General features: G+C 38.2%; 19 protein-coding genes and 1 pseudogene. 6 read left to right on the forward strand and 14 right to left on the reverse strand.

Features of this window, described 5'->3' with window-relative positions; all coding sequences use genetic code 11:
• Positions 1 to 109: 109 nt before the first annotated feature.
• From HMPREF9010_RS17600 to HMPREF9010_RS17585, 4 genes are all read left to right on the forward strand, one after another.
• Positions 110 to 544, forward strand: coding sequence for a copper resistance protein NlpE (locus tag HMPREF9010_RS17600; protein ID WP_008647909.1), 435 nt, complete (start codon positions 110 to 112; stop codon positions 542 to 544).
• A 90-nt stretch (positions 545 to 634) separates the two neighbouring features.
• Positions 635 to 1,084, forward strand: a complete 450-nt coding sequence (locus tag HMPREF9010_RS17595) for a DoxX family protein (RefSeq protein ID WP_008647910.1) — start codon at positions 635 to 637, stop codon at positions 1,082 to 1,084.
• A gap of 93 nt (positions 1,085 to 1,177) precedes the next feature.
• Complete coding sequence (locus HMPREF9010_RS17590; RefSeq protein ID WP_008647911.1) at positions 1,178 to 1,729, forward strand: DUF3332 domain-containing protein; 552 nt, start codon at positions 1,178 to 1,180, stop codon at positions 1,727 to 1,729.
• A 93-nt stretch (positions 1,730 to 1,822) separates the two neighbouring features.
• Entirely contained in the window at positions 1,823 to 2,275 is a 453-nt protein-coding gene (locus tag HMPREF9010_RS17585; protein WP_008647912.1) for a hypothetical protein, read from the forward strand.
• Here the strand turns inward: HMPREF9010_RS17585 and HMPREF9010_RS17580 are convergent.
• Positions 2,229 to 4,538 (reverse strand): BamA/TamA family outer membrane protein, encoded by a 2,310-nt coding sequence (locus HMPREF9010_RS17580; RefSeq protein WP_008647913.1) that lies wholly within the window; start codon positions 4,536 to 4,538, stop codon positions 2,229 to 2,231. The two genes, HMPREF9010_RS17585 and HMPREF9010_RS17580, sit on opposite strands and share 47 nt — an antisense overlap.
• Positions 4,539 to 4,681: 143 nt before the next feature.
• Between HMPREF9010_RS17580 and HMPREF9010_RS17575 the strand changes: the two genes are divergently transcribed.
• The gene (locus HMPREF9010_RS17575) at positions 4,682 to 5,446 is read left to right on the forward strand and encodes a TrmH family RNA methyltransferase (RefSeq protein WP_008647918.1); all 765 of its coding nucleotides are present in this window, start codon (positions 4,682 to 4,684) and stop codon (positions 5,444 to 5,446) included.
• Here HMPREF9010_RS17575 and HMPREF9010_RS17570 read toward each other — a convergent pair.
• From HMPREF9010_RS17570 to ileS, 5 genes are all read right to left on the reverse strand, one after another.
• On the reverse strand, positions 5,397 to 5,783 hold the full coding sequence (locus HMPREF9010_RS17570) for a hypothetical protein (RefSeq protein WP_032852494.1): 387 nt from the start codon (positions 5,781 to 5,783) through the stop codon (positions 5,397 to 5,399). The two genes, HMPREF9010_RS17575 and HMPREF9010_RS17570, sit on opposite strands and share 50 nt — an antisense overlap.
• A 5-nt stretch (positions 5,784 to 5,788) precedes the next feature.
• Positions 5,789 to 6,865 (reverse strand): DUF4296 domain-containing protein, encoded by a 1,077-nt coding sequence (locus HMPREF9010_RS17565; protein ID WP_008640156.1) that lies wholly within the window; start codon positions 6,863 to 6,865, stop codon positions 5,789 to 5,791.
• Positions 6,855 to 7,511, reverse strand: coding sequence for a lipoprotein signal peptidase (locus HMPREF9010_RS17560; RefSeq protein ID WP_008647922.1), 657 nt, complete (start codon positions 7,509 to 7,511; stop codon positions 6,855 to 6,857). The genes HMPREF9010_RS17565 and HMPREF9010_RS17560 overlap by 11 nt, the downstream gene beginning before the upstream one ends.
• A gap of 97 nt (positions 7,512 to 7,608) precedes the next feature.
• Positions 7,609 to 7,989 (reverse strand): TraR/DksA family transcriptional regulator, encoded by a 381-nt coding sequence (locus tag HMPREF9010_RS17555; RefSeq protein ID WP_004295883.1) that lies wholly within the window; start codon positions 7,987 to 7,989, stop codon positions 7,609 to 7,611.
• 35 nt (positions 7,990 to 8,024) lie between these two features.
• Positions 8,025 to 11,513, reverse strand: a complete 3,489-nt coding sequence (gene ileS, locus HMPREF9010_RS17550; RefSeq protein WP_008647923.1) for an isoleucine--tRNA ligase — start codon at positions 11,511 to 11,513, stop codon at positions 8,025 to 8,027.
• Positions 11,514 to 11,723: 210 nt separating this feature from the next.
• Between ileS and HMPREF9010_RS17545 the strand changes: the two genes are divergently transcribed.
• Complete coding sequence (locus tag HMPREF9010_RS17545; protein ID WP_008647924.1) at positions 11,724 to 12,773, forward strand: DUF2776 domain-containing protein; 1,050 nt, start codon at positions 11,724 to 11,726, stop codon at positions 12,771 to 12,773.
• Between the two features lie 98 nt (positions 12,774 to 12,871).
• Here the strand turns inward: HMPREF9010_RS17545 and HMPREF9010_RS17540 are convergent, their stop codons facing one another.
• From HMPREF9010_RS17540 to HMPREF9010_RS17520, 8 genes and pseudogenes are all read right to left on the reverse strand, one after another.
• Entirely contained in the window at positions 12,872 to 14,410 is a 1,539-nt protein-coding gene (locus HMPREF9010_RS17540; RefSeq protein WP_008647925.1) for a carbon-nitrogen hydrolase family protein, read from the reverse strand.
• A gap of 144 nt (positions 14,411 to 14,554) precedes the next feature.
• A complete protein-coding gene (locus tag HMPREF9010_RS17535) occupies positions 14,555 to 16,345 on the reverse strand; it encodes an erythromycin esterase family protein (protein WP_032852495.1) in 1,791 nt (596 codons plus the stop codon).
• A gap of 67 nt (positions 16,346 to 16,412) precedes the next feature.
• A complete protein-coding gene (locus HMPREF9010_RS24970; protein WP_008647929.1) occupies positions 16,413 to 16,988 on the reverse strand; it encodes a hypothetical protein in 576 nt (191 codons plus the stop codon).
• A gap of 73 nt (positions 16,989 to 17,061) precedes the next feature.
• Positions 17,062 to 18,168: a UDP-galactopyranose mutase gene (glf, locus tag HMPREF9010_RS17530; protein WP_008647930.1), complete on the reverse strand. Its 1,107-nt coding sequence runs from the start codon at positions 18,166 to 18,168 to the stop codon at positions 17,062 to 17,064.
• A 47-nt stretch (positions 18,169 to 18,215) separates the two neighbouring features.
• Complete coding sequence (locus tag HMPREF9010_RS17525) at positions 18,216 to 19,016, reverse strand: hypothetical protein (protein ID WP_008647931.1); 801 nt, start codon at positions 19,014 to 19,016, stop codon at positions 18,216 to 18,218.
• Positions 19,016 to 19,990 (reverse strand): hypothetical protein, encoded by a 975-nt coding sequence (locus HMPREF9010_RS26315; RefSeq protein WP_008647932.1) that lies wholly within the window; start codon positions 19,988 to 19,990, stop codon positions 19,016 to 19,018. Before HMPREF9010_RS26315 ends, HMPREF9010_RS17525 begins: the two co-directional genes overlap by 1 nt.
• Before the next feature lie 107 nt (positions 19,991 to 20,097).
• The gene (locus tag HMPREF9010_RS0124225; RefSeq protein ID WP_008647934.1) at positions 20,098 to 20,589 is read right to left on the reverse strand and encodes a hypothetical protein; all 492 of its coding nucleotides are present in this window, start codon (positions 20,587 to 20,589) and stop codon (positions 20,098 to 20,100) included.
• Positions 20,590 to 20,671: 82 nt separating this feature from the next.
• Positions 20,672 to 20,971, reverse strand: a pseudogene (locus HMPREF9010_RS17520) (hypothetical protein); the annotation flags it as partial.

Here is a 20,971-nt window from a genome sequence, read left to right on the forward strand (position 1 = left end):
TTATTCATAAATAAAGTTGTTCGTTTCTTTTTACTATAAAGATTCCATTTTAAATTTATACCTTTACGTCCAATATACTCAATTAGGCTAACTAATAGAAACAATAATAATGAAGAAAATTTTCATTTTAGTATGTTCATGTGCTCTTTTGGCAGCATGCAACAATAGCGCGAAAACAAACAAGAGTGCCGGTGCAGACAGTACTTCAATCGAAGTAACCGATATCCATAATGCGGAAAATTCACTTGATTACGAAGGAACTTATAAAGGAGTTTTCCCCGCTGCCGATTGTCCGGGTATTGAAACAACCCTGACATTAAATCCGGACAAAACATTCAGCCTCCATTCCGTATATATCGATAGAGACAGCTCATTTGACGAAAAAGGTACATATACTTTAAAAGACAACCTATTGACTCTTAATGAAGAAGGCGGAGAACTTTCTTATTATAAAGTAGAAGAAAATCATTTACGCAAACTAACAATGGATAAACAAGAAATAACCGGAGAACTTGCAGACCATTATGTTTTAAATAAGAAATAAGGTCCAAACAAATTTTGCTATCAATAGAGAACAAATTCAATATTTTTTATGTTTATATAAATAGATATAAACTTAAAAATAGAACAACTTATGATTTATAGTTTTTTATTTCCCACAAAATCGAATACAATGAAAGTATCTTTGTTGCTATTGGCTGTCCGGATCATCTTCGGTATATTATTAATGAACCACGGTATCCAGAAATGGAGTAACTTCCAGGAGATGTCAGCAGTATTTCCTGATCCGCTTGGAATAGGAAGTCCCCTATCTCTCGGATTAGCAATTTTTGGCGAACTCGTATGTTCGATGGCATTTATCATCGGATTCCTGTATCGCTTGGCAATGATCCCGATGATTTTCACAATGATAGTAGCCTTCTTTGTTGTTCATGCTAATGACGTATTTGCGGTTAAAGAGCTAGCTTTCATCTATTTAGTTGTATTTATATTGATGTATATTGCCGGTCCCGGTAAATTTTCAATAGACCATATCATAGGAAACGAATTGTCACGGCGGAAGTCAAGAGTATACAAAAATTAGAAATAATAGCCCCGATTAATTAAAAAATATTATATTTGCATACACATAAGAGAGAAATTATCAATATTTTTTATTAATCAAAAACATTTTAACATGAAAAGAGGAAAACTGACTTTAGTCGCAGTAGTACTTAGTGCTAGCTTATTATTCAGTTCTTGTGTAGGATCATTTGGTTTATTCAACCGCCTGTCTTCCTGGAATCAATCAGTTGGAAACAAGTTTGTAAACGAACTCGTATTCCTTGCTTTCAACATTGTTCCGGTTTATGGTGTAGCTTACCTGGCTGATGCTTTAGTTATCAACTCAATCGAATTCTGGAGTGGCTCCAATCCGATGGCTAATGTAGGTGACGTAAAGAAAGTAAAAGGAGAAAACGGCAACTACATGGTGAAAACTCTTGAGAATGGATATTCCATTACTAAAGAGGGCGAAACTGCTTCAATGGACCTGATCTACAACAAAGAAGCCAACACATGGAATGTCGTTGCAAACGGTGAAAGCGCTGAATTAGTAAAAATGAACAATGATGGCACTGCTGATTTGTTCTTGCCAAATGGCGAAAAGATGAATGTAACGCTGGATGCTCAAGGCATGCTGGCAGCACGCCAGGCTACAATGAGCAATTTTATGTTTGCCGCCCGCTAAAAATAAAAACAAATACGAAGGAGATGAAACATCATATAGGAGTTTCATCTCCTTTTTCAATCTTATCTTCTTCTATCAAGAATCTTTTGTACTATGAATAAACTACATACGCTTATCTATTCTGTTCTAATCTTCACCTGTCTATCTTGTCAGCAACAAACTCCTCAAACTCAAATAGAACAGACAGCCATCGATTTCTGCGAAGCCTTTTATAATTTCAATTATCCGGTCGCCAAAGAATGGAGCACGCCTTCTTCTCAATCTTATCTTAGTTTCTTAGCATCTAATGTCGGGCAAACCCATCTGGAGCAACTTAAGACACGAGGCGCTGCAAAAGTTTCTGTTATTTCAAGTGAGATAGATGCTAATTTAGAAGAAGCGTCGGTTGTCTGCCAAATCAAAAATGCATTCGTCATTCATCCCATCGGAGGAAAAATGGAATACGTAAGTTCCCTGCAAGATACGCTCGAATTAGTAAGAGTAAATAATAAATGGCTGATTAGAAAGGATATCCCACAGCAAAATGGAAAGCAAAGTCACGACTGAATTTAGGATGAATGATGGGGAAATGCTCTTTCCTCGTTTCATAGGCAGGATTGACAGCTTTCATACCTCCGTCAAAACGCAAAATAAAGAAATCCAAATCCAGGCGGAGACCTAATCCGTAGGCCACTGCTATTTGCTTATAAAACCTATCAAACTTGAAAACCCCTCCCGGTTGATTGGCATAACTCCGGATGGTCCAGATATTACCAGCATCAATAAATACCGCCCCCTGAAACTTCCAGAATAACTTGCTTCGGTATTCAATACTGGCATCCAGTTTAATATCTCCGGATTGATCGAGCAAATTCCCATTTCCTGCAAAAGAGCCCGGTCCCAAATCGCGAACACTCCATCCGCGGACACTATTGGCTCCACCAGAGAAATATTGTTTCTCAAACGGAATAGTCTTCGCATTTCCATAAGGTACAGCTATTCCCACACCAGCATGAAACGCAAAAGAGTTACGATAATCGATTCTGATATTCTTAGCAAAATCAAACTCCCCTTTCAGATATTGAGCATAAGGAATTCCCAGAATAGCGTATTCACCATTACTGTTCTTCCGAATGTTTGCAGCCTTTGACAGAGCATACATTACATTTCCCGCCGATTCGAAATTAAAACGGATGGAGTATGAATTAGAAGCAATCGTATTATTGATAATCGATCCTCCCACGCTATTATAATTATAGCTATATCCCATATTTATAATCAGTCGATCCTGATAATTATACTGGAATATATGGTTCTGTCCTTTATTTATATAGTCTTCTTTAAACCTTTCAGAGATACGGGGCAAATAAAGGAAAGCAATATTTATCAAATCAATACGGTGTTGTATCTTCTGACGTTGTGTCCACTTGTAACTCCAGTTAGCAGAAGCCATCGTACGCAAGAACTCCGGTCGCAACTGATAATTATACTGTAAACCAAACTCTGTTGTAGCCCTGATTTTCCGTTTAAAATCAGAGGAAATGAATGGGAACAGGAAATTAGGAAAGTTGATACTCGTTTCCACTCCATACTCCGTATAGTTATTATTTGAATAGCCTGCCTGAAGCCCGGAAATAACCTCATACGCTCCACGGAATTTTATCATAAACGTTTCCGACCCGCGAAAGAGATTCCTATTCTGGAAAGAAACGGAAGCTGCCGCTCCCAAGTCACCGGCAGAATTGGTTCCCTCTACCTCAAAGGATACCGATTTATGCTTGCTCTTAGTCAACATCACGTAACAATCGAGCATTGTTGAATCTCCAACTTGAGTCTCGATAAAACGGATATTCGTATATTTCAATGCAGACAAACGCCCGAAACTGGAATAAGTTTGCTGCACATCACGCTCATTAAACAAATCGCCGGAAGCAAACCGGAGGTTATCCGTAAGCACTTTAGGACGTAAATAGAGCTTATCCTTATAGTAAATCGGATATCCCTTATAATGAACCGAATCATTGATGTCCACACTGCTCATTGCCGAGGACTGCAAAACATCATAATCCGTAATAAAATTAATCTTATTGATCCAATATTGCCGATGTGCTCTTGCCGAATCATTCGCATGAGCTTTATACATCTGCAAATGTTGAGTCAGATCTACATTATAAGTATTACGAACGGTGTCGGCAGTATATCCGATATAATCCTTATTAAATTTATAGTAACCATTCCGAAGTAACTTATTTGTGATACGTTGCCTGTCCGCATCCAATACATTCACATCAAAATACATTCCTTCCTTCAGCAAACTTCTGGCAGAATCCTGTTTGAGAAGCGCAGCTATTTTAGGATCATAAATATCATATTTGATAGATTGAACAACGTATGGCTTGCCTGCCGTTACGTCATAATAGACTTTGATCTTTTTCTTTTTTACTTTGGTCGAACGTTTCACTGTTGCCGCCATATATCCCATATTATGCACAGCCTTAGTGATCTCTTCTTCAGAGCGTTGTGCTTCGTCCTCGCTATATATTACGGGAGCATCCCCTATTCTTCTCAAGAACTTATTCCCCCATTTGGTCGAATCACGCCCCGATAGATTATATACATAAAGTTGGGTCTTTATCAGACTGAACCACTTGGCATTAGGATTTTGGCGAACATACATGCGCAAGGAAGAAGGCCGTATATTTTTTTGGTCCGTACGAATTTTAACTTCATCCAGCAGATAAGATCCATCCGGCACAAACTTAGTGGTAGTACACGAAGCAAGTGACAAGACAGCAGCAGAAGCAAGCAAACAAAGAAAATTTCTCCTCATACGGTTTTACATCGATAGCATGAAAAATGCGCCTACAAAGATAAATTATATTTTCCGACGGGGAAAATAATTTAAGAAAAAGACGAAGAAAGTAAGGGTAGATTGGAAATATCTTTATAGCTTTGCAAAAGAATATCAAATCTATGGCATCATTAAGTAAAAACAAAATAAAGTATATCCACTCGCTGGAACTGAAGAAAATACGTAAAGAAGAGCGGGTATTCCTGGCTGAAGGTCCTAAATTGGTAGGTGATTTACTCGGACATTTTCCCTGTCGTTTTTTAGCAGCCACTCCCTCCTGGTTTCAGGAGCATCCGGGTATTGACGCAAGTGAACTGGTAGAAGTTTCACAGGAAGATCTTTCACGAGCCAGTTTATTGAAAACTCCCCAACAGGTACTTGCTATTTTCGAACAACCACAATATACTTTGGATCCGGAGGCAGTTCGTTCATCACTTTGCCTTGCATTGGACGATGTACAAGATCCCGGAAATCTGGGTACCATTATCCGTTTGGCCGACTGGTTTGGCATCGAACATATTATCTGCTCGCAGAATACGGTAGATGTATATAACCCTAAGACCATACAAGCCACTATGGGTGGAATTGCCCGGGTGAAAGTACATTATACTTCCCTCCCCGATTTTATCCGGTCGCTCGGAGATACTCCTGTGTTCGGTACGTTCCTGGATGGAAAAAACATGTATGAACAACCATTGTCGGCCAATGGCTTGATCGTAATGGGAAATGAAGGGAATGGCATAGGGAAAGAGGTAGCCACATTAATCAACCGAAAATTATATATCCCCAATTACCCGGCAGGCCAAGAGACATCCGAGTCTCTGAATGTAGCCATTGCTACCGCAGTAATCTGTGCCGAGTTCCGTCGACAGGCTGCATGGAAGTAAAATCAAAAGGATAAAACAAATAAGGAAATAAAGCTTCCCCCTTCTTTTCTGCTTCCTGCAGATACTCATTAAAACATTGGGAAGATTGATTCGAAACACTGGAAAGATTGATTTGAAACACTGGAATGTTTTTTAAAATCATCCCAGTGTTTTTTATTTCTTCCACCTGACTTTCAGAAAGCAGCACAATCACTCCCGGCATCCATTCAACCGATTCAATCTCTTCGGTCAATGGGAACACACCTCGGACAACTCCTTCGTCAGTGATCTCCACTACCTGCTGCTTCATATATCCGACGGCAGGTATCAGCAAATAATGAGAAGCAAAACGTTTCATTACAATCAGTTGTTTGAACGTCTTTGTTGTTGCTTCCTGCGTTGATTCATCTGGCGTTCTTTTCTTTGCTCTATCCGTTCCTTTTGGATATGCTGTTCCACCTGAATCTGCTCCGGCTTCTTCTCACGATGAGTTCCCGTACGACGACGGTTCATCTCTTCCGGTGTCAGACGCTGAATGTCATCTTTATTCTTGTCTATGACCTTATGTAAAGAGTCGGCATTTTCTTTAGTAGCTATCTTCTTCAAAGAATCCGCTTTCAATGCTTCTATCTTATTCAAAGAATCGCGTACAGCAAATGCGAGCGTATCCGTACAATGATAACGAGTCATCATGAAACGGTCGGCCAATACTGCCCCGCCTTTTTCCTGGCTATCCATCGGATAATAAATGAAACCTTTTATTTCTTTCATCGAACCTAATGTGTCTGCAAACAAACGAATTTGTTGCACACCCGGTTCAGTCACCGTTTTCCAATGATTGATCGTATCTTTTTCATAAATCACCTGCATAGCCATAGTGACACCTCTTAAAGAGTCGGCAAGCATCGGCTCCAGGAAACGATACCGCACTTCCCATACCAGTGTATCCCGGTCTTTGTAGTTAGAGTCGGTCGGCAAAGTAAATACATATTGATTATCCATCATTTCACCGGTCAGACGTACCATACGCTGCCACGGCCAGACATCGATGCTATCACCTTGCTTGGTCATTTTCGGTTTCTTATCACGCTTGGCTATCAGGTCGCCAACAAGTTCCTGTTCGTCTTTCAAGCGTTTTTTCACCTTATCATAAATTTTCGATAAAATCTCTGTGTTACGGGTATACCAAACCATGGATGAGTCAAATGCAGCTTGTGTAGTCCCGTATTTCTTGAAAACGGCGTCGATATATAATGCTTTCTTATAGTTCTCACTATAAGGCAAATTATCTCCCATAGACTTTGCCACATGATAATCATACAGCAAATTCTCCATCTTCGATTCCGAGATTACATCACTGGGTCTTTTCACTTTACACCCGGCTACCGCAAACACGAACATGCAGATGAGACACAGATGAAACCGAAATTTATTTTTCATGATCCGTAGCTTCCTTTTTATCTTTATCCAGTGAATGATAAGACTCATTCAAATATTTACTATAAAAGAGTAACAAGGCAATGATACCGCAACTGATAGCGGCATCCGCAAAATTAAAGATCGGACTAAAGAATATAAAATGCTCTCCACCCACAAACGGCATCCATGTAGGCCAGTTTGTATCTATAATCGGAAAGTAAAACATATCCACCACTTTTCCGTAAAACCAGGTAGAATATCCACCACCTTCGGGCATGAAACTGGCAATCTGCGAATGAGTGCTTTCATTGAAAATAACTCCATAGAACACACTATCTATGATGTTTCCCAAAGCACCGGTCAGAATAAGAGCCACACAGACGATATAACCTGTTTTAAAACCTTTCTTTATGATTTTATAGAGATACCACCCTATCAATGCTACCGCAACAATGCGGAATATTGTCAGGAATAACTTACCGAAGATTTCCATACCGAAAGCCATCCCGTTGTTTTCGGTGAAATAGATATAAAACCAATCGGTCACACGTATACTTTCGTGCCAGTACATGTGAGTTTTAATCCAGACCTTGATGATCTGGTCAATAATCAATACGGAAAAGATAACGAGAAGGGCAATTCTCCCCTTCGTGAATAGTTTCTTCATGTGTTTATTATAAGTTAAACATAACGAGCTACAAGTGCCGTGCGTAAACTTTGCGCAGCTACTTGTAGCTCGTTACCTGTAGCCTACTTGCTATCTGTTATTTTTTACCACTGTTCTTTGCTTCAATGCTTAATGTAGCATGAGGAACAGCACGCAGACGCTCTGCCGGAATCAACTTTCCGGTTTCACGGCAAATGCCGTACGTTTTATTCTCAATACGTACCAAAGCAGCTTGTAATCCTTGGATAAACTTCAGCTGACGTTGTGCCAGTCGGGTCGTTTCTTCCTTGGAGAGCGTATTAGCTCCTTCTTCCAATACTTTATACGTAGGAGATGTATCGTCGGTATCATTACCGTCCAGTCCCATCAAACTTTTCTTCAACTGTTCATAGTCACGTTGTGCCAATTCCAGTTTCTCCATAATAATGGCACGGAATTCCTCGAGTTCCGCATCCGAATATCTAGTCTTTTCTGCCATAACTTTACAATTTTAAAAGGTTAATCAATATAGTATTAGTCTTTTATCACGTTCACAAACAATGAGAAATCGTCAAACTCCAACATTGTTCCGTCTTTCACTTCATCTACAAGTTCAAGAGATGTGCCTAAAACCTGGTTACAAATATAAGTATTATATTCATTTACCGCATCATCTGTTTGCGTATTTTTCGAGATTGTTATTTTTATTTTGTCTGTAATCTCGAAGCCGCTTGACTTACGTATATTCTGAATACGGTTCACCAGTTCACGGGCAATACCCTCGCGACGCAGTTCTTCGGTAATGGTCACTTCAAGCGCTACTGTCAGTTTGCCTTCATTGGCAACCAACCATCCCGGAATATCTTCACTAAAGATCTCGATATCCGATGCTTCAATAACAGCTTCCGCACCATCCAGATTTAATGTATACTTTCCGTTTTTCTCCAATTCACCGATGGCTTCCTGTGACATTTCTGCAACAGCAGCAGCTACTGCTTTCATTTGCTTGCCAAATTTCGGGCCTAGCTTTTTAAAGTCACATTTCACTTTTTTCACCAATACACCGGCTGCACCATCAACGAATCTGACTTCTTTTACGTTCACTTCATTCATAATCAGGTTCTTCACAGCTTCGATATGAGCTTTCTGCTCTTCATCTACCACCGGAACCATGATACATTGCAGCGGTTGGCGTACCTTGATATTCACCTTGCGGCGCAATGCCAACACCATAGATGTAACATCCTGTGCCATTTGCATGCGGGCTTCCAGTTCCTTGTCTATCATTTCTTCCTGATATTTCGGGAATTCGGCAAGATGGACAGAAACTACATTGTCGCGTCCTGTTGCTGTAATCAAGTCAGTATACAATCGGTCTGCATAGAACGGAGATACAGGAGCCATCAGTTTGGCAACTGTCTCGAGACAAGTGTACAATGTCTGATAAGCAGACAATTTATCCTGTGTAAATTCACCACCCCAGAAACGTTTACGATTCAGGCGAACATACCAGTTGGACAAATTATCATTCACAAAATCAGAAATCAAACGTCCTGCCTTTGTCGGTTCATATTCATTATAGCATGTATCTACCTCCTTTATTAATGTATTCAATACAGACAAGATCCAGCGGTCGATCTCCGGACGTTCTGCCATCGGTACATCCGCTTCTTTATACTCAAATCCGTCTACATTCGCATAAAGCGCAAAGAATGAATACGTATTATATAAGGTACCGAAGAATTTACGGCGAACCTCTTCCACTCCTTCAACGTCAAATTTCAGGTTATCCCATGGAGAAGAATTGGTAATCATGTACCAACGCAACGGGTCGGAACCATACTTTTCAATCGTAGTAAACGGATCGACAGCGTTATTCAAACGCTTGGACATCTTGTTACCGTTCTTATCGAGTACCAAACCGTTAGAGATAACAGCTTTGTAGGACACGCTGTCAAATACCATGGTAGCGATAGCATGCAAGGTAAAGAACCAACCACGAGTCTGGTCTACTCCTTCTGCGATAAAGTCAGCCGGATATACCTGACGGTTATCCAACAGTTCTTTATTTTCGAACGGATAATGGATCTGCGCGTATGGCATAGCACCCGAATCGAACCATACATCAATCAAGTCTGATTCACGCTTCATCGGTTTGCCGTCTTTCGATACCAATATGACGTCGTCTACATAAGGACGGTGAAGATCAATCTTATCATAATTTTCTTCCGAATATTGACCCGGCACGAAACCTTTATCCTTGTATGGATTGGATTTCATAAATCCGGCAGCTACCGATTTCTCGATTTCATTATAAAGTTCTTCTACAGATTCGATGCATATCTCATCCGTATTATCTTCTGTACGCCAAATAGGTAATGGAGTACCCCAATAACGAGAACGGCTAAGGTTCCAGTCATTCAGATTTTCCAGCCACTTGCCGAAACGGCCGGTTCCGGTAGATTCCGGTTTCCAGTTGATGGTTTTATTCAATTCCATCATTCGCTCCTTGCAAGCGGTAGAACGGATAAACCAGCTATCCAATGGATAATAAAGCACCGGTTTGTCTGTACGCCAGCAGTGCGGATAGTTGTGGACATGCTTTTCTATCTTGAAAGCCTTGTTGTCTGCTTTCATCATCATGGCAATGACAATATCCAAAGATTCGGCAGCTTGCGCAGCTTTCTCATCGTATTTGCCATCCACCATAAATTGAGGATCATAAGCATTTTTCACCCATGCACCCTGATATTCTTTGTATTTATCTACATCAACACATTCTTTTACGAAATTCTCATCCAGCTCATTCAACAGATAGAATTTACCAGTTAAATCCACCATCGGACGAGTTTCTCCTTTCTTATTAATCATGAACAATGACGGGATTCCTGCAGCACGTGCCACATTCGCATCATCCGCACCAAATGTAGGTGCAATGTGAACGATACCTGTACCGTCTTCTGTCGTTACATAATCACCCGGTATCACACGGAAAGCCTTATCACTAGGCTTCCAGTTGCCATCTTCGGATACCTCAACCGGTTTCACCCAAGGGATCAACTGCTCATATTCCATACCGACAAGATCAGTACCTTTATATTCGGCAATCACTTTAAACGGTACAAGTTTATCTCCGGCTTTGTAGTCCTCCAATTTCAGATCAGCAGCTTTTGCATTGAAGTGTACATTCAATAAAGCTTTTGCCAGAACAACCGTGATAGGTTCTCCGGTATAAGCGTTGTAAGACTGTACAGCCACATAGTCAATTTTGGGTCCCACACAAAGAGCCGTATTTGAGGGCAATGTCCATGGAGTAGTTGTCCAAGCGATAAAATAAGGAGTTCCCCATTCCGTCATTTCCGGTTTAGGATTCTTCATTTTAAATTGGGCAACGGCCGTTGTATCTTTTACATCCCGATAACAGCCCGGTTGATTCAACTCATGTGAGCTCAATCCTGTTCCTGCAGCCGGTGAATACGGCTGGATCGTATATCCTTTATACAACAATCCTTTTTTATGCAGTTGCTTCAATAGCCACCATAATGTCTCAATATAGCGATTATCATACGTGATATAAGGATGTTTCATATCCACCCAATATCCCATCCGATGAGTCAGGTCTTCCCACTCCTTGGTATATTTCATCACGTCTTTCCGACAAGCCGCATTGTAGTCGGCAACAGAGATTTTCTTACCAATATCTTCTTTTGTGATACCTAATGCCTTTTCTACACTTAGTTCCACAGGCAGTCCGTGCGTATCCCATCCGGCTTTACGCTTCACCTGATAACCCTTCATCGTTTTGTAGCGACAGAAAATGTCCTTAATGGTACGAGCCATTACATGGTGAATACCCGGCATACCATTAGCCGAGGGAGGTCCTTCGAAAAACACGAACGAAGGACAGCCATCACGTTCTGTCATACTCTTGGCGAAAACCTGGTTCTCGTCCCATTTCTTCAGCACATCTTTGTTCACCTGCGAAAGGTCAAACTGCGAATATTCAGTAAATCTCTTACCCATAGCTGTCTACGATTTTACTATTTACAATTTACAATTTGAGGGGTATCCCCATTTTTAAGGGTGCAAATTTACAAAAACATTTGTTTAGTTGAGCAAAAAGCTAGGACTTTTAATCGGATTCGTGTGAAGTTAACGATTATAAACCGCCTACAGCCTAAACAAAACAGGTATCTCCTTGTTTTAGTGGGAAACCTAAAAGCACTTTAACTTATGAATTACGGTATTAGCATTTTATTCAGAGCAATCCCTTTGGCGATGGCTATTTTTTGCTTCGGATACGGAGCGTTCATTTATGGTTATGGAGATGACGGGAGTCGTGTTGTGGCCGGTCCTGTTGTGTTTTCACTCGGTATGATATGCATTGCACTGTTTTGCACGGCTGCCACTATCATCCGGCAAATCATACATACTTATAATAAATCGGCCAAATACGTTTTGCCGATTATAGGCTATCTGGCAGCCATCATTACTATTATTGGAGGTATCTGCATTTTCAGTAATGCCACTTCCACCTCTGCATTTGTTGCAGGACACGTTATCACTGGCGTTGGATTTATTACCACTTGTGTAGCTACCGCCGCCACCTCTTCTACCCGATTCTCTTTAATTCCGGGAAATTCAAAAGCGACAAGTAATGAAGTTCCGGAAGGAGCTTTTTCTCTTAATCAGAGACGGGCATTGGTCATTGTTGCCATCATCGTTTCGCTGATCGCATGGATATGGGCATTTGTATTATTAGGCAACAGTCATTCTCATCCTGCTTATTTTGTCGCGGGGCATGTAATGGTCGGTCTGGCATGTATTTGTACCAGTTTGATTGCGCTGGTAGCTACCATAGCACGCCAGATACGTAATGATTATTCAGAAAAAGAACGGAATAAATGGCCGAAACTGGTTTTATTAATGGGATCTATCTCTTTTGTATGGGGATTATTCGTGATTTTGGCAGATTCCGGAAGTGCAAACGGTACCACCGGATATATTATGCTCGGGTTGGGGTTGGTATGTTACAGTATTTCCAGCAAAGTAATCCTGCTGGCTAAGATATGGAGGCAAGAATTCAAATTGGCCAACCGTATTCCTATGATTCCGGTATTAACGGCATTGGCTTGTCTGTTCCTGGCGGCTTTTGTATTCGAGCTTGCTACTACACATGCTGATTATTTTATTCCGGCACGTGTTTTGGTAGGTCTCGGAGCTATTTGCTTTACGCTGTTTTCTATCGTTAGTATATTGGAGAGTGGCACGTCTTCCAAATAGAAAAGTATTCTATCAAAAGGGCGTCACTATATGCCCCGGATAGTGACGCTATCCAAGGCATATAGTGACGCTATCCGGACAGCATAGCGTCACTCTTTTTATTTCTTGTATCTCACCTCATACAGGTCATTCCTGCGGTCTTTCAAGTTGCGTACACTACCATAAGTATGCAGTTCGTTCAGCAAATCCAGATCAACATCCGATACCAAAATCATTTCGGTGTTAGGAGTTGCCTCTGCCCTCTTTCCGTCTGTTGGAAAAGCAAAGTCGCATGGGGTAAACACACCCGATTGGGCATATTGAATATCCATATTGTGCACACGGGGAAGATTTCCGACACTTCCGGCAATGACTACAAAACATTCATTCTCGATGGCACGTGCCTGCGCACAAACACGAACACGGGAATAGGCATTCTGGGTATCTGTCAGGAAAGGAACAAATAATATCTGCATCCCCTGATCTGCCATCAGGCGGGAAAGTTCAGGAAACTCCACATCATAGCAAATCAAGACTCCAATCTTTGCACAGTCCGTGTCAAAAGTATTCAGAAGTTTACCACCATTAAGTCCCCAGCTTTTTATTTCATCGGGAGTGACGTGTAATTTTTCATACATTTCGTAGGTTCCATCCCGCCGACAAAGGAAACCTACATTATAAAGTAGCCCATCCTCTTTTACGTATGGCATACTTCCGGTTATAATGTTGATATTATAGCTAATAGCCAGATTCATAAACCGTTCCCGAATTTCATCCGTATATTTCGCCAATCCGCGAATGGCTTGCGATTCCCCCTTATCGTTATACTTCGACATCAAAGGAGCATTGAAATATTCCGGGAAAAGAACAAAATCACTTTTATAATCGGATACTGCGTCCACAAAGAATTCTACTTGTTCGAACAGGTCATCCAACGTTTTATAACTACGCATCTGCCATTGAACTAAGCCTACACGAACCGTAGTTTTGGGACTGATATATTCCTGTGTAGGTGGCTGATAATAGATATTATCCCACTGGAGCAAACAAGCATAATGTTTTGATTCTTCATCATTTGGCAGATAATTAGTCATTACCTTACGAACGTGAAAATCATTCGACAACTGGAAAGTAAGTACCGGATCATAAATCTCGCGTTGACGTACCCGTTCTATATATTCTTTCGGACGCATTTTGTCAGCATATTTATGATAATTCGGGATACGTCCGCCAAACATGATCGCTTTCAGATTCAATGTTTCGCAAAGCTCCTTACGATATTCATACATACGACGTGCGAGACGCAAACCACGATAGCCCGGGTGGATGAATACTTCAATGCCATACAGGATATTTCCTTTGGGATTATGTGTATTGAATGTTTCCTTACCCGTAACCTGTGCATACGTATGGTCGTTCTTTACTTTATCATAATCAACAATAATAGAAAGAGCACAACCAACTATTTTATCGTCAACGACTGTGACGATCTGACCCTCCGGAAAGATTTTAATCAACTTCTGAATCTGCTCACGAGTCCAAAATATATCGCTACCGTCAGAATAAACGCGGGTAAACGATTGGGATAACTGTACATAATCTTCTATTTGCAGATTGCGTATCTGCACTTTATTAATTTTTATCGGATGCTGTTCCATAACAATACGTGTTTTATAAAAGATAGTGCAAAGGTATAGTTAATCCTTTAATTGTGTTTTGAAACCAAGAAAAATTAATAATGTATTATGCAAATAAGGTGTTCAACCGACGTCACTTTTCATGTACCTACATATCACTTAAAATTATTGATGATCATTTATACTTTCTAAAAATTTTAGTCTTCGCTTGTTTCTTATTGATAAAGTCGCTCTAATTTCATCAACAGATTTTATCTCCTTTTTAATATTCTCATTTTCATACTCCTCTTTGATAAAAAGCATCCCTTTATAACGTTGATATAAATTGTATGGATAAAACTCCTGTATAGTATGCTTATCTCCTTTATATCTAGATAGTACTATTTTATTAAAAAAAGTCGACATAGGGAAATAGCATACATTACTTTCTTGCTGATTTAAGAAAAGTTCAATACTTCCAACAGGAGGATGTTGCAAATCTTTTTCTTTTTCATTATACTGCCAATCATACACAGTTGCACTACCTTTACCTATTAATATCAGTAAAGGGATGTAATCATTCGAATATTGTTTCTTCATATACATGCCAAAAGGATCACAATGTACAGCAGGAAATGTTGAAACCGGATTGACATGTACATTATGTGCATAAACAATACTCTTCATAGCAACAGGAACTGAAAAATATTCTAATAAAAATTTCGTATTCACAAACATTACTGAATCGCGACCTACAAATCGATTTACTCTCTCTGTTCCCATTTTCAGAGAAAGAGTTAGAATATGTAATATGCACTCTATCTCATCCTCTGTAAGCAAATTTCGAATTTTAGTTTTGTGGGATTTAAGATAGTCAATTGCTTTATTCCAATCTTTTTCCATCAGCAAACTTAATAACATATTAACTTCATATATCTTTTGTTTCTTATTTAAATGCATTATAAAATCGAAAATATCCATTGCTGAATTTTGATCTGCTTTCCACGTACTATTATAGTCTATACCTAATAAACACACCTTCTCTTTTGCCGTTTTACTAAAATTATGTAATCTCAATTCATTTATAAAATTTAGACTTTGGATATCAATAAACGCTGTTTCAATAGAATCAAGCATGAACTTACTATCCGTCACATACCTATTGTAAACAAGAGACATTTCCATAGGCATTTCCCAAAGGACTAGCTTGTACCCTCGTTTCTTTACACTTTCCATAATTAATCGATAAGCAAGATTACGAACAGAACTATTTCCATGTACGGATTCTCCTATGGCTATAATCTTTCCATTTTTCATTATATCTATTTCTCCAAATTCGTAATCAGTATTCAAAGGAATAAAATTGATATTCTTATTAGTTGGTAACTTCGGAAGGATCAAAGGGTATTCATTTATATTTTTATTGCCAATCATAATATCCAATTTAGAATATGCGATATATGCTTCCTTATTAATTTTTCCTTCAGCCCGAATCCTTATATTCAATAGGTTAACTCCAATCAATGGTATTTTCTTCGATACCTTGTTTAGTAAATGTCCCGAAGTAACTTTCACAGTATCTGAAAATATATATTTTTCTTCACTATTTATCCCATCTAATATAATAAAGATATTTTCAAGATTCTCTCCTTTGCTTTCAAATATCACCTGTCCTTCCTTCTCATTATTATTAGGAAGCACAATCCGTTGTTCTATTTCTGTACGAAGACGGTCAGATTGAAATCCTTTAAAATATTTTTTCGCTAATAACCTTCTCCCTGATTCCTCGATCAGATAAGGTACTGCACAACCAAGATATGCTGCGTTCTCCATCCATGAATATCCAATCGAAGAATTAGTATTTATAGAAAAATGTAAATTATATGCATCACTATAGCATTTAGAGACTGGTTGAGCTACACAGGATAAAGTGCAAACACAAATAAAAATCAATATGAAATATTCTTTTTTCTTCATTTGGTCTATATAGTTTCGCAATAAATTCAATAGATTAACATAATATCAGTCAAGTATATCTTTCTGTTCAATAATAATTTGCCGAAGATTTTCCCTTCCAGTATCCCTCTCTAACACCTTGAGCAAAATATGTCATATCATAATTAACATCTCCAAAACTATCACCTGCAGATGCATCAGCCAAAGCTGCACTTAACCAAGCAAGAACATCATCCCAACTTTCCCCTGATTTTCCAGCATTATATCCAAGATCAAAACCACTGTGATACATCATATCATAATTATATACTCCCGTCTTTGGCAAAGAGTTTGGATCATAAGTAGTTATCGTTACGTCACGACCAATATACCCATATCCTTCAACATACCCACCATTCCATACATCTTCCCTATTTAAATATTCTTCATAAGAATATCTATGATAATATCCATAAACATTCACCTCTGGTGTAACCCATCCCATACCATATACCCAACCGCCATGCCATTGACCGTCATTTATCATATAATCAAACTCTTGTGGTGTATAAGGATCCGTGGATGTTCCGGAACCACCACCGACATACTCTTTTTGAGACTCTTCATTTATTACAGAACTGTTATTCTGTAATTCAAACAAACTAAATCTACCAACTTTTTTCATAATAGCCTTATTTCTAATTTACTATATAAATCTTGAATCAACAATATTATATATTTCAGCATATAGTCTTGTTTTAATGATTTATCTGTGAAACTAATGCCAATGCACATTCTATTATTACATCCATATTATAATATTTATATTCTGCCAACCGTCCTCCAAAATATACTCTATCCTGCTGTTGAGCTAATTCACGATACTTATTATATAGTATCATATTTGCGTCACTATTTATAGGATAGTAAGGCTCTGCTCCCATCTGATATTCAAAAGGATATTCTTTCGTTATCACAGTATATGGTTGCTGACCAAACTCAAAATGTTTATGTTCTATAACACGAGTATAAGGAGTAGTTGAATCTGTATAATTTATCACTGCATTTCCCTGGAAATTAGACCGATTTTCTAATAAACAAGTCTCAAACTTCAAACTTCGATATTCCAAAGCACCATAACAATAGTCAAAATAGCGATCAATTTCTCCTGTATATATTATTCTATCTGCTACATTATCAAAGTACTTCTTATTAGATAAGTAATCAACTTCCAACAGCACATCGCTCCGTCTTAACATTCTCTCAATGATTGGAGTATATCCCCCAATCGGTATTCCCTGATACCTGTCATTAAAATAATTATTATCAAAAGTGAAGCGTATTGGCAATCGTTGGATGATAAAAGCTGGTAGTTCAGTCGCTGGTCTTCCCCACTGTTTTTCTGTATACCCTTTAATCAATTTTTCATAAATATCTTTCCCCACTAACGATATCGCTTGCTCTTCCAGATTTTTAGGTTCGATAACACCAGACTCCTGTCTTTGAAATTCAATTTTTGCTAAAGCGTCTATCGGTGTAGTCACTCCCCATATTTGATAAAATGTATTCATATTAAAAGGCAGGCTATAAAGTTCACCTTTATAATTAGCCAATGGAGAATTTGTGTATCTATTAAATTCTGAAAATGAATTAATATAATCCCAAACAGTTTTATTATTTGTATGAAAGATATGAGCACCATATTTATGAACGATAATATCCCTGACTTTTTCAGTATATACATTCCCCCCAACATGGCTACGTTTATCTATAACCAAGCATGAACGTGAACTTCGTGTTAACTGTTCGGCGATAACAGAACCATATAGTCCACAACCTATTATTAAATAATCATATCGCTTCATCATATCTATCATTTAACATTTGTGTATCCTTTATGATTTCCTCCATTCTATGTATCATTATCCTTATACCATATAATATCTTTCAATTTCTTAATATAGTCATCACTATTCAATATTCCACACTCGCCAAATAAACAATACAGACGAATAAAACCTCTATCTTGTTTTTGGATAATTAAAGCTTTGCAATAGGGATATGCGTCCCAAAATTCTTTTCTTTCTTGCTTATACTTTTCCTCTCCCTCTTTATACATTCCATAATTACCACTATCTATTGCTATAATCGGAATTGAATAGACAAAAAGAGAATCTGAATTGAACATATATTTACTAATATCATGTGGAAAGACTTGAATATCTTCTATTTTCTCCCCACTCATATAGTATCTATGTCTTTGATTAGGGCTATATATACTATAATCAATAAAGGACTTGCATTGCACTTCACTCATTATATCAGGATGCTCTTTCTTATATTTAGAAAATAATTCCTTTAAGCTATTATTCGCTATCTCCTGACTACGAGTTATCCGAATAGAATCTTCCGCAGTAAATAAAACTGGAGGCTGAAATAGAACAATACAATTTTGATCTTTTGATTGGAACATACACATAGAAAGTGTTGCTAATAAAAGCCTTTTAGAATAATCTAAATTCGAGATAGAATCACATTCTTCAAAATAGGAATTAGCTTTCATAAGTATTCCCGATTTTTTTAATAATTCTTCACTATTGAATAAATTGTTGTTCCTTATGGTTATTACCTCTCCTAATTGAATCGGATTTTGAGCGAATAGTAATTGCACTTCAAAATACAGTATATAAATGACTATTAATATATATCTCATCAGTCTGTATATTTTATCTCATAGTAATTTTTAATATCTCCAGGTTCTAACAGTTCCTTTTTACATAAACCTTGTTCATCATAAAAATGGAAATATACATTTTTACCGTCACTTGTACGAATTGCATCAGTTATTGCTACAGCATGATAATCCATATGTCCTGTATTCTTATTTAATACTTCAATGACTGCTATACCACATGCATAATTTAAATTTCCTTTAGATATCTCGTTTATAAATTCTGGAACATTTAATTCTTTTGCCTCAAATCCTAAATATTCAGCTAGCCCCTCAATATATTTACCTTTTACCCCATTAAAAGTTAAATTAAGAATTTCTTCATTAGAAAGATTCTGTTTTTTCAAGTATTCAAAATATTCTACTCTTACTTCTTCATTCGTCATTTTTTTATTCTGTAAACGAGATAGCAATTCAGAAAGGCTGTCGTATACACAAGTTCCATTAAGATCAATGACACCACTTTGCTCATTATTCTCCGAAGGAGTAATTCCCCCTCCACCACCTCCATAAAAATGATAACCATAAAATCCCGGATAACCATAATGATTGGAATAACCATTATGCCCCCAGTAACCATTATGTCCATGATAGTAATTATTATGATTAGGATTGTAACCATTATAACCTAGATATCCACCTGTATTACCCCCATTACCTGGCCAACTACTACCAGGCCAAAAGGAGCCACCTCCACCATGTCCGGAAGGATGATAACTACCCGAATAGTTATAATGATTCGGATATATATAAACTTGCGGCGTTATCCACCCCATACCGTATACCCAGCCACCATTCCAATGACCGGAGTACATCATAGAGTCAAACTCATCCTGTGTATAAGGATCCGATGAAGATCCTGAACCGCCACCAATAAATGTCTTTTGAGACGCTTTGTCTATTACAGAACTAGCATCCTGCAATTCAAACAAACTAAATCGACCTACTTTTTTCATTATACTTCTATTTTAATATATTCAATTAATTGTAATAGTTTCAGGGCATTTCCATTTCTCTGTTATAGTAGCTTCTAGTCCAATTCCTTCTCCCGCTCACACAGAAATCATTCTTCAATCCCCCATGCTTTAATTATTGAATCTGCTTGAGCTTTAGATACACTTTGTCCTCCATGCGAATCATAAAATCGACAAACCCATCCTACAGTATCTGCATTAAAAGCAATTCCACCTAATGGACCGGAGCGAGCTGAACGATAAAAATACACAACATACAAATAAACTAAATTTAATCCATCTACTGTTTCAAATTCTTCTCCATTACAATATGAATCTGTTTCACAATAAAGAGTACCATTATTATAATTTACTTGTTTGCCCGTATGATATGGATAGGGCTGTTTTTCTTTAGGTCCCCAAGCTGTAGCACCATCCCATGTATGGGGCATCCAGCTAGAATCCAATAATACTATTCCTAGACTATCTCTAACAGAGTTATGTTCAACACCATAACATGCAGGATAAATTGTTTTAGGTGCACGACGTAAACAACTAGAGAACAATGATAATAACAACAAAAAACAAATCAGATTTTTCATATTCAATCAGTTATAATAGTTTCAGACCACTGCCATTTCTCACTTATTGTACCTCCTAAGCCAATCCCCGCTCAAACAGAAATCATTCTTCAATCCCCCATGCTTTAATTATCGAGTCTGCTTGAGCTTTACTTATATCAGTACTACTAGGAGAATCATATAATTGGCATATCCAACCTACAGAATCTTTATAAAATGTAGCTCCTGCCCATGGCCCAGAACGAGGCAATCGATAAAAATACATAACAACAATACATACAGAAGAAAGTCCATCTACTGTTTCATAATTTTCTCCATTACCATATGAATCTGATTCACAATAAAGAGTATCATTAAAATAAGCCATTACTTTATTACCATGACGTGGATATGTCTGTTTCTC

The organism is Bacteroides sp. 3_1_23 (genome assembly GCF_000162555.1).
In the GTDB taxonomy this organism is placed as follows: Bacteria; Bacteroidota; Bacteroidia; order Bacteroidales; family Bacteroidaceae; genus Bacteroides; species Bacteroides ovatus.

What these genes read in the sequence shown, in the direction of transcription:
- HMPREF9010_RS17600 (WP_008647909.1), top strand. Translation starts at nt 110, where the DNA reads ATGAAGAAAATTTTCATTTTAGTATGTTCATGTGCTCTTTTGGCAGCA.
- HMPREF9010_RS17595 (WP_008647910.1), top strand. Translation starts at nt 635, where the DNA reads ATGATTTATAGTTTTTTATTTCCCACAAAATCGAATACAATGAAAGTA.
- HMPREF9010_RS17590 (WP_008647911.1), top strand. Translation starts at nt 1,178, where the DNA reads ATGAAAAGAGGAAAACTGACTTTAGTCGCAGTAGTACTTAGTGCTAGC.
- HMPREF9010_RS17585 (WP_008647912.1), top strand. Translation starts at nt 1,823, where the DNA reads ATGAATAAACTACATACGCTTATCTATTCTGTTCTAATCTTCACCTGT.
- HMPREF9010_RS17580 (WP_008647913.1), bottom strand. Translation starts at nt 4,538, where the DNA reads ATGAGGAGAAATTTTCTTTGTTTGCTTGCTTCTGCTGCTGTCTTGTCA.
- HMPREF9010_RS17575 (WP_008647918.1), top strand. Translation starts at nt 4,682, where the DNA reads ATGGCATCATTAAGTAAAAACAAAATAAAGTATATCCACTCGCTGGAA.
- HMPREF9010_RS17570 (WP_032852494.1), bottom strand. Translation starts at nt 5,783, where the DNA reads ATGAAACGTTTTGCTTCTCATTATTTGCTGATACCTGCCGTCGGATAT.
- HMPREF9010_RS17565 (WP_008640156.1), bottom strand. Translation starts at nt 6,865, where the DNA reads ATGAAAAATAAATTTCGGTTTCATCTGTGTCTCATCTGCATGTTCGTG.
- HMPREF9010_RS17560 (WP_008647922.1), bottom strand. Translation starts at nt 7,511, where the DNA reads ATGAAGAAACTATTCACGAAGGGGAGAATTGCCCTTCTCGTTATCTTT.
- HMPREF9010_RS17555 (WP_004295883.1), bottom strand. Translation starts at nt 7,989, where the DNA reads ATGGCAGAAAAGACTAGATATTCGGATGCGGAACTCGAGGAATTCCGT.
- ileS (WP_008647923.1), bottom strand. Translation starts at nt 11,513, where the DNA reads ATGGGTAAGAGATTTACTGAATATTCGCAGTTTGACCTTTCGCAGGTG.
- HMPREF9010_RS17545 (WP_008647924.1), top strand. Translation starts at nt 11,724, where the DNA reads ATGAATTACGGTATTAGCATTTTATTCAGAGCAATCCCTTTGGCGATG.
- HMPREF9010_RS17540 (WP_008647925.1), bottom strand. Translation starts at nt 14,410, where the DNA reads ATGGAACAGCATCCGATAAAAATTAATAAAGTGCAGATACGCAATCTG.
- HMPREF9010_RS17535 (WP_032852495.1), bottom strand. Translation starts at nt 16,345, where the DNA reads ATGAAGAAAAAAGAATATTTCATATTGATTTTTATTTGTGTTTGCACT.
- HMPREF9010_RS24970 (WP_008647929.1), bottom strand. Translation starts at nt 16,988, where the DNA reads ATGAAAAAAGTTGGTAGATTTAGTTTGTTTGAATTACAGAATAACAGT.
- glf (WP_008647930.1), bottom strand. Translation starts at nt 18,168, where the DNA reads ATGAAGCGATATGATTATTTAATAATAGGTTGTGGACTATATGGTTCT.
- HMPREF9010_RS17525 (WP_008647931.1), bottom strand. Translation starts at nt 19,016, where the DNA reads ATGAGATATATATTAATAGTCATTTATATACTGTATTTTGAAGTGCAA.
- HMPREF9010_RS26315 (WP_008647932.1), bottom strand. Translation starts at nt 19,990, where the DNA reads ATGAAAAAAGTAGGTCGATTTAGTTTGTTTGAATTGCAGGATGCTAGT.
- HMPREF9010_RS0124225 (WP_008647934.1), bottom strand. Translation starts at nt 20,589, where the DNA reads ATGAAAAATCTGATTTGTTTTTTGTTGTTATTATCATTGTTCTCTAGT.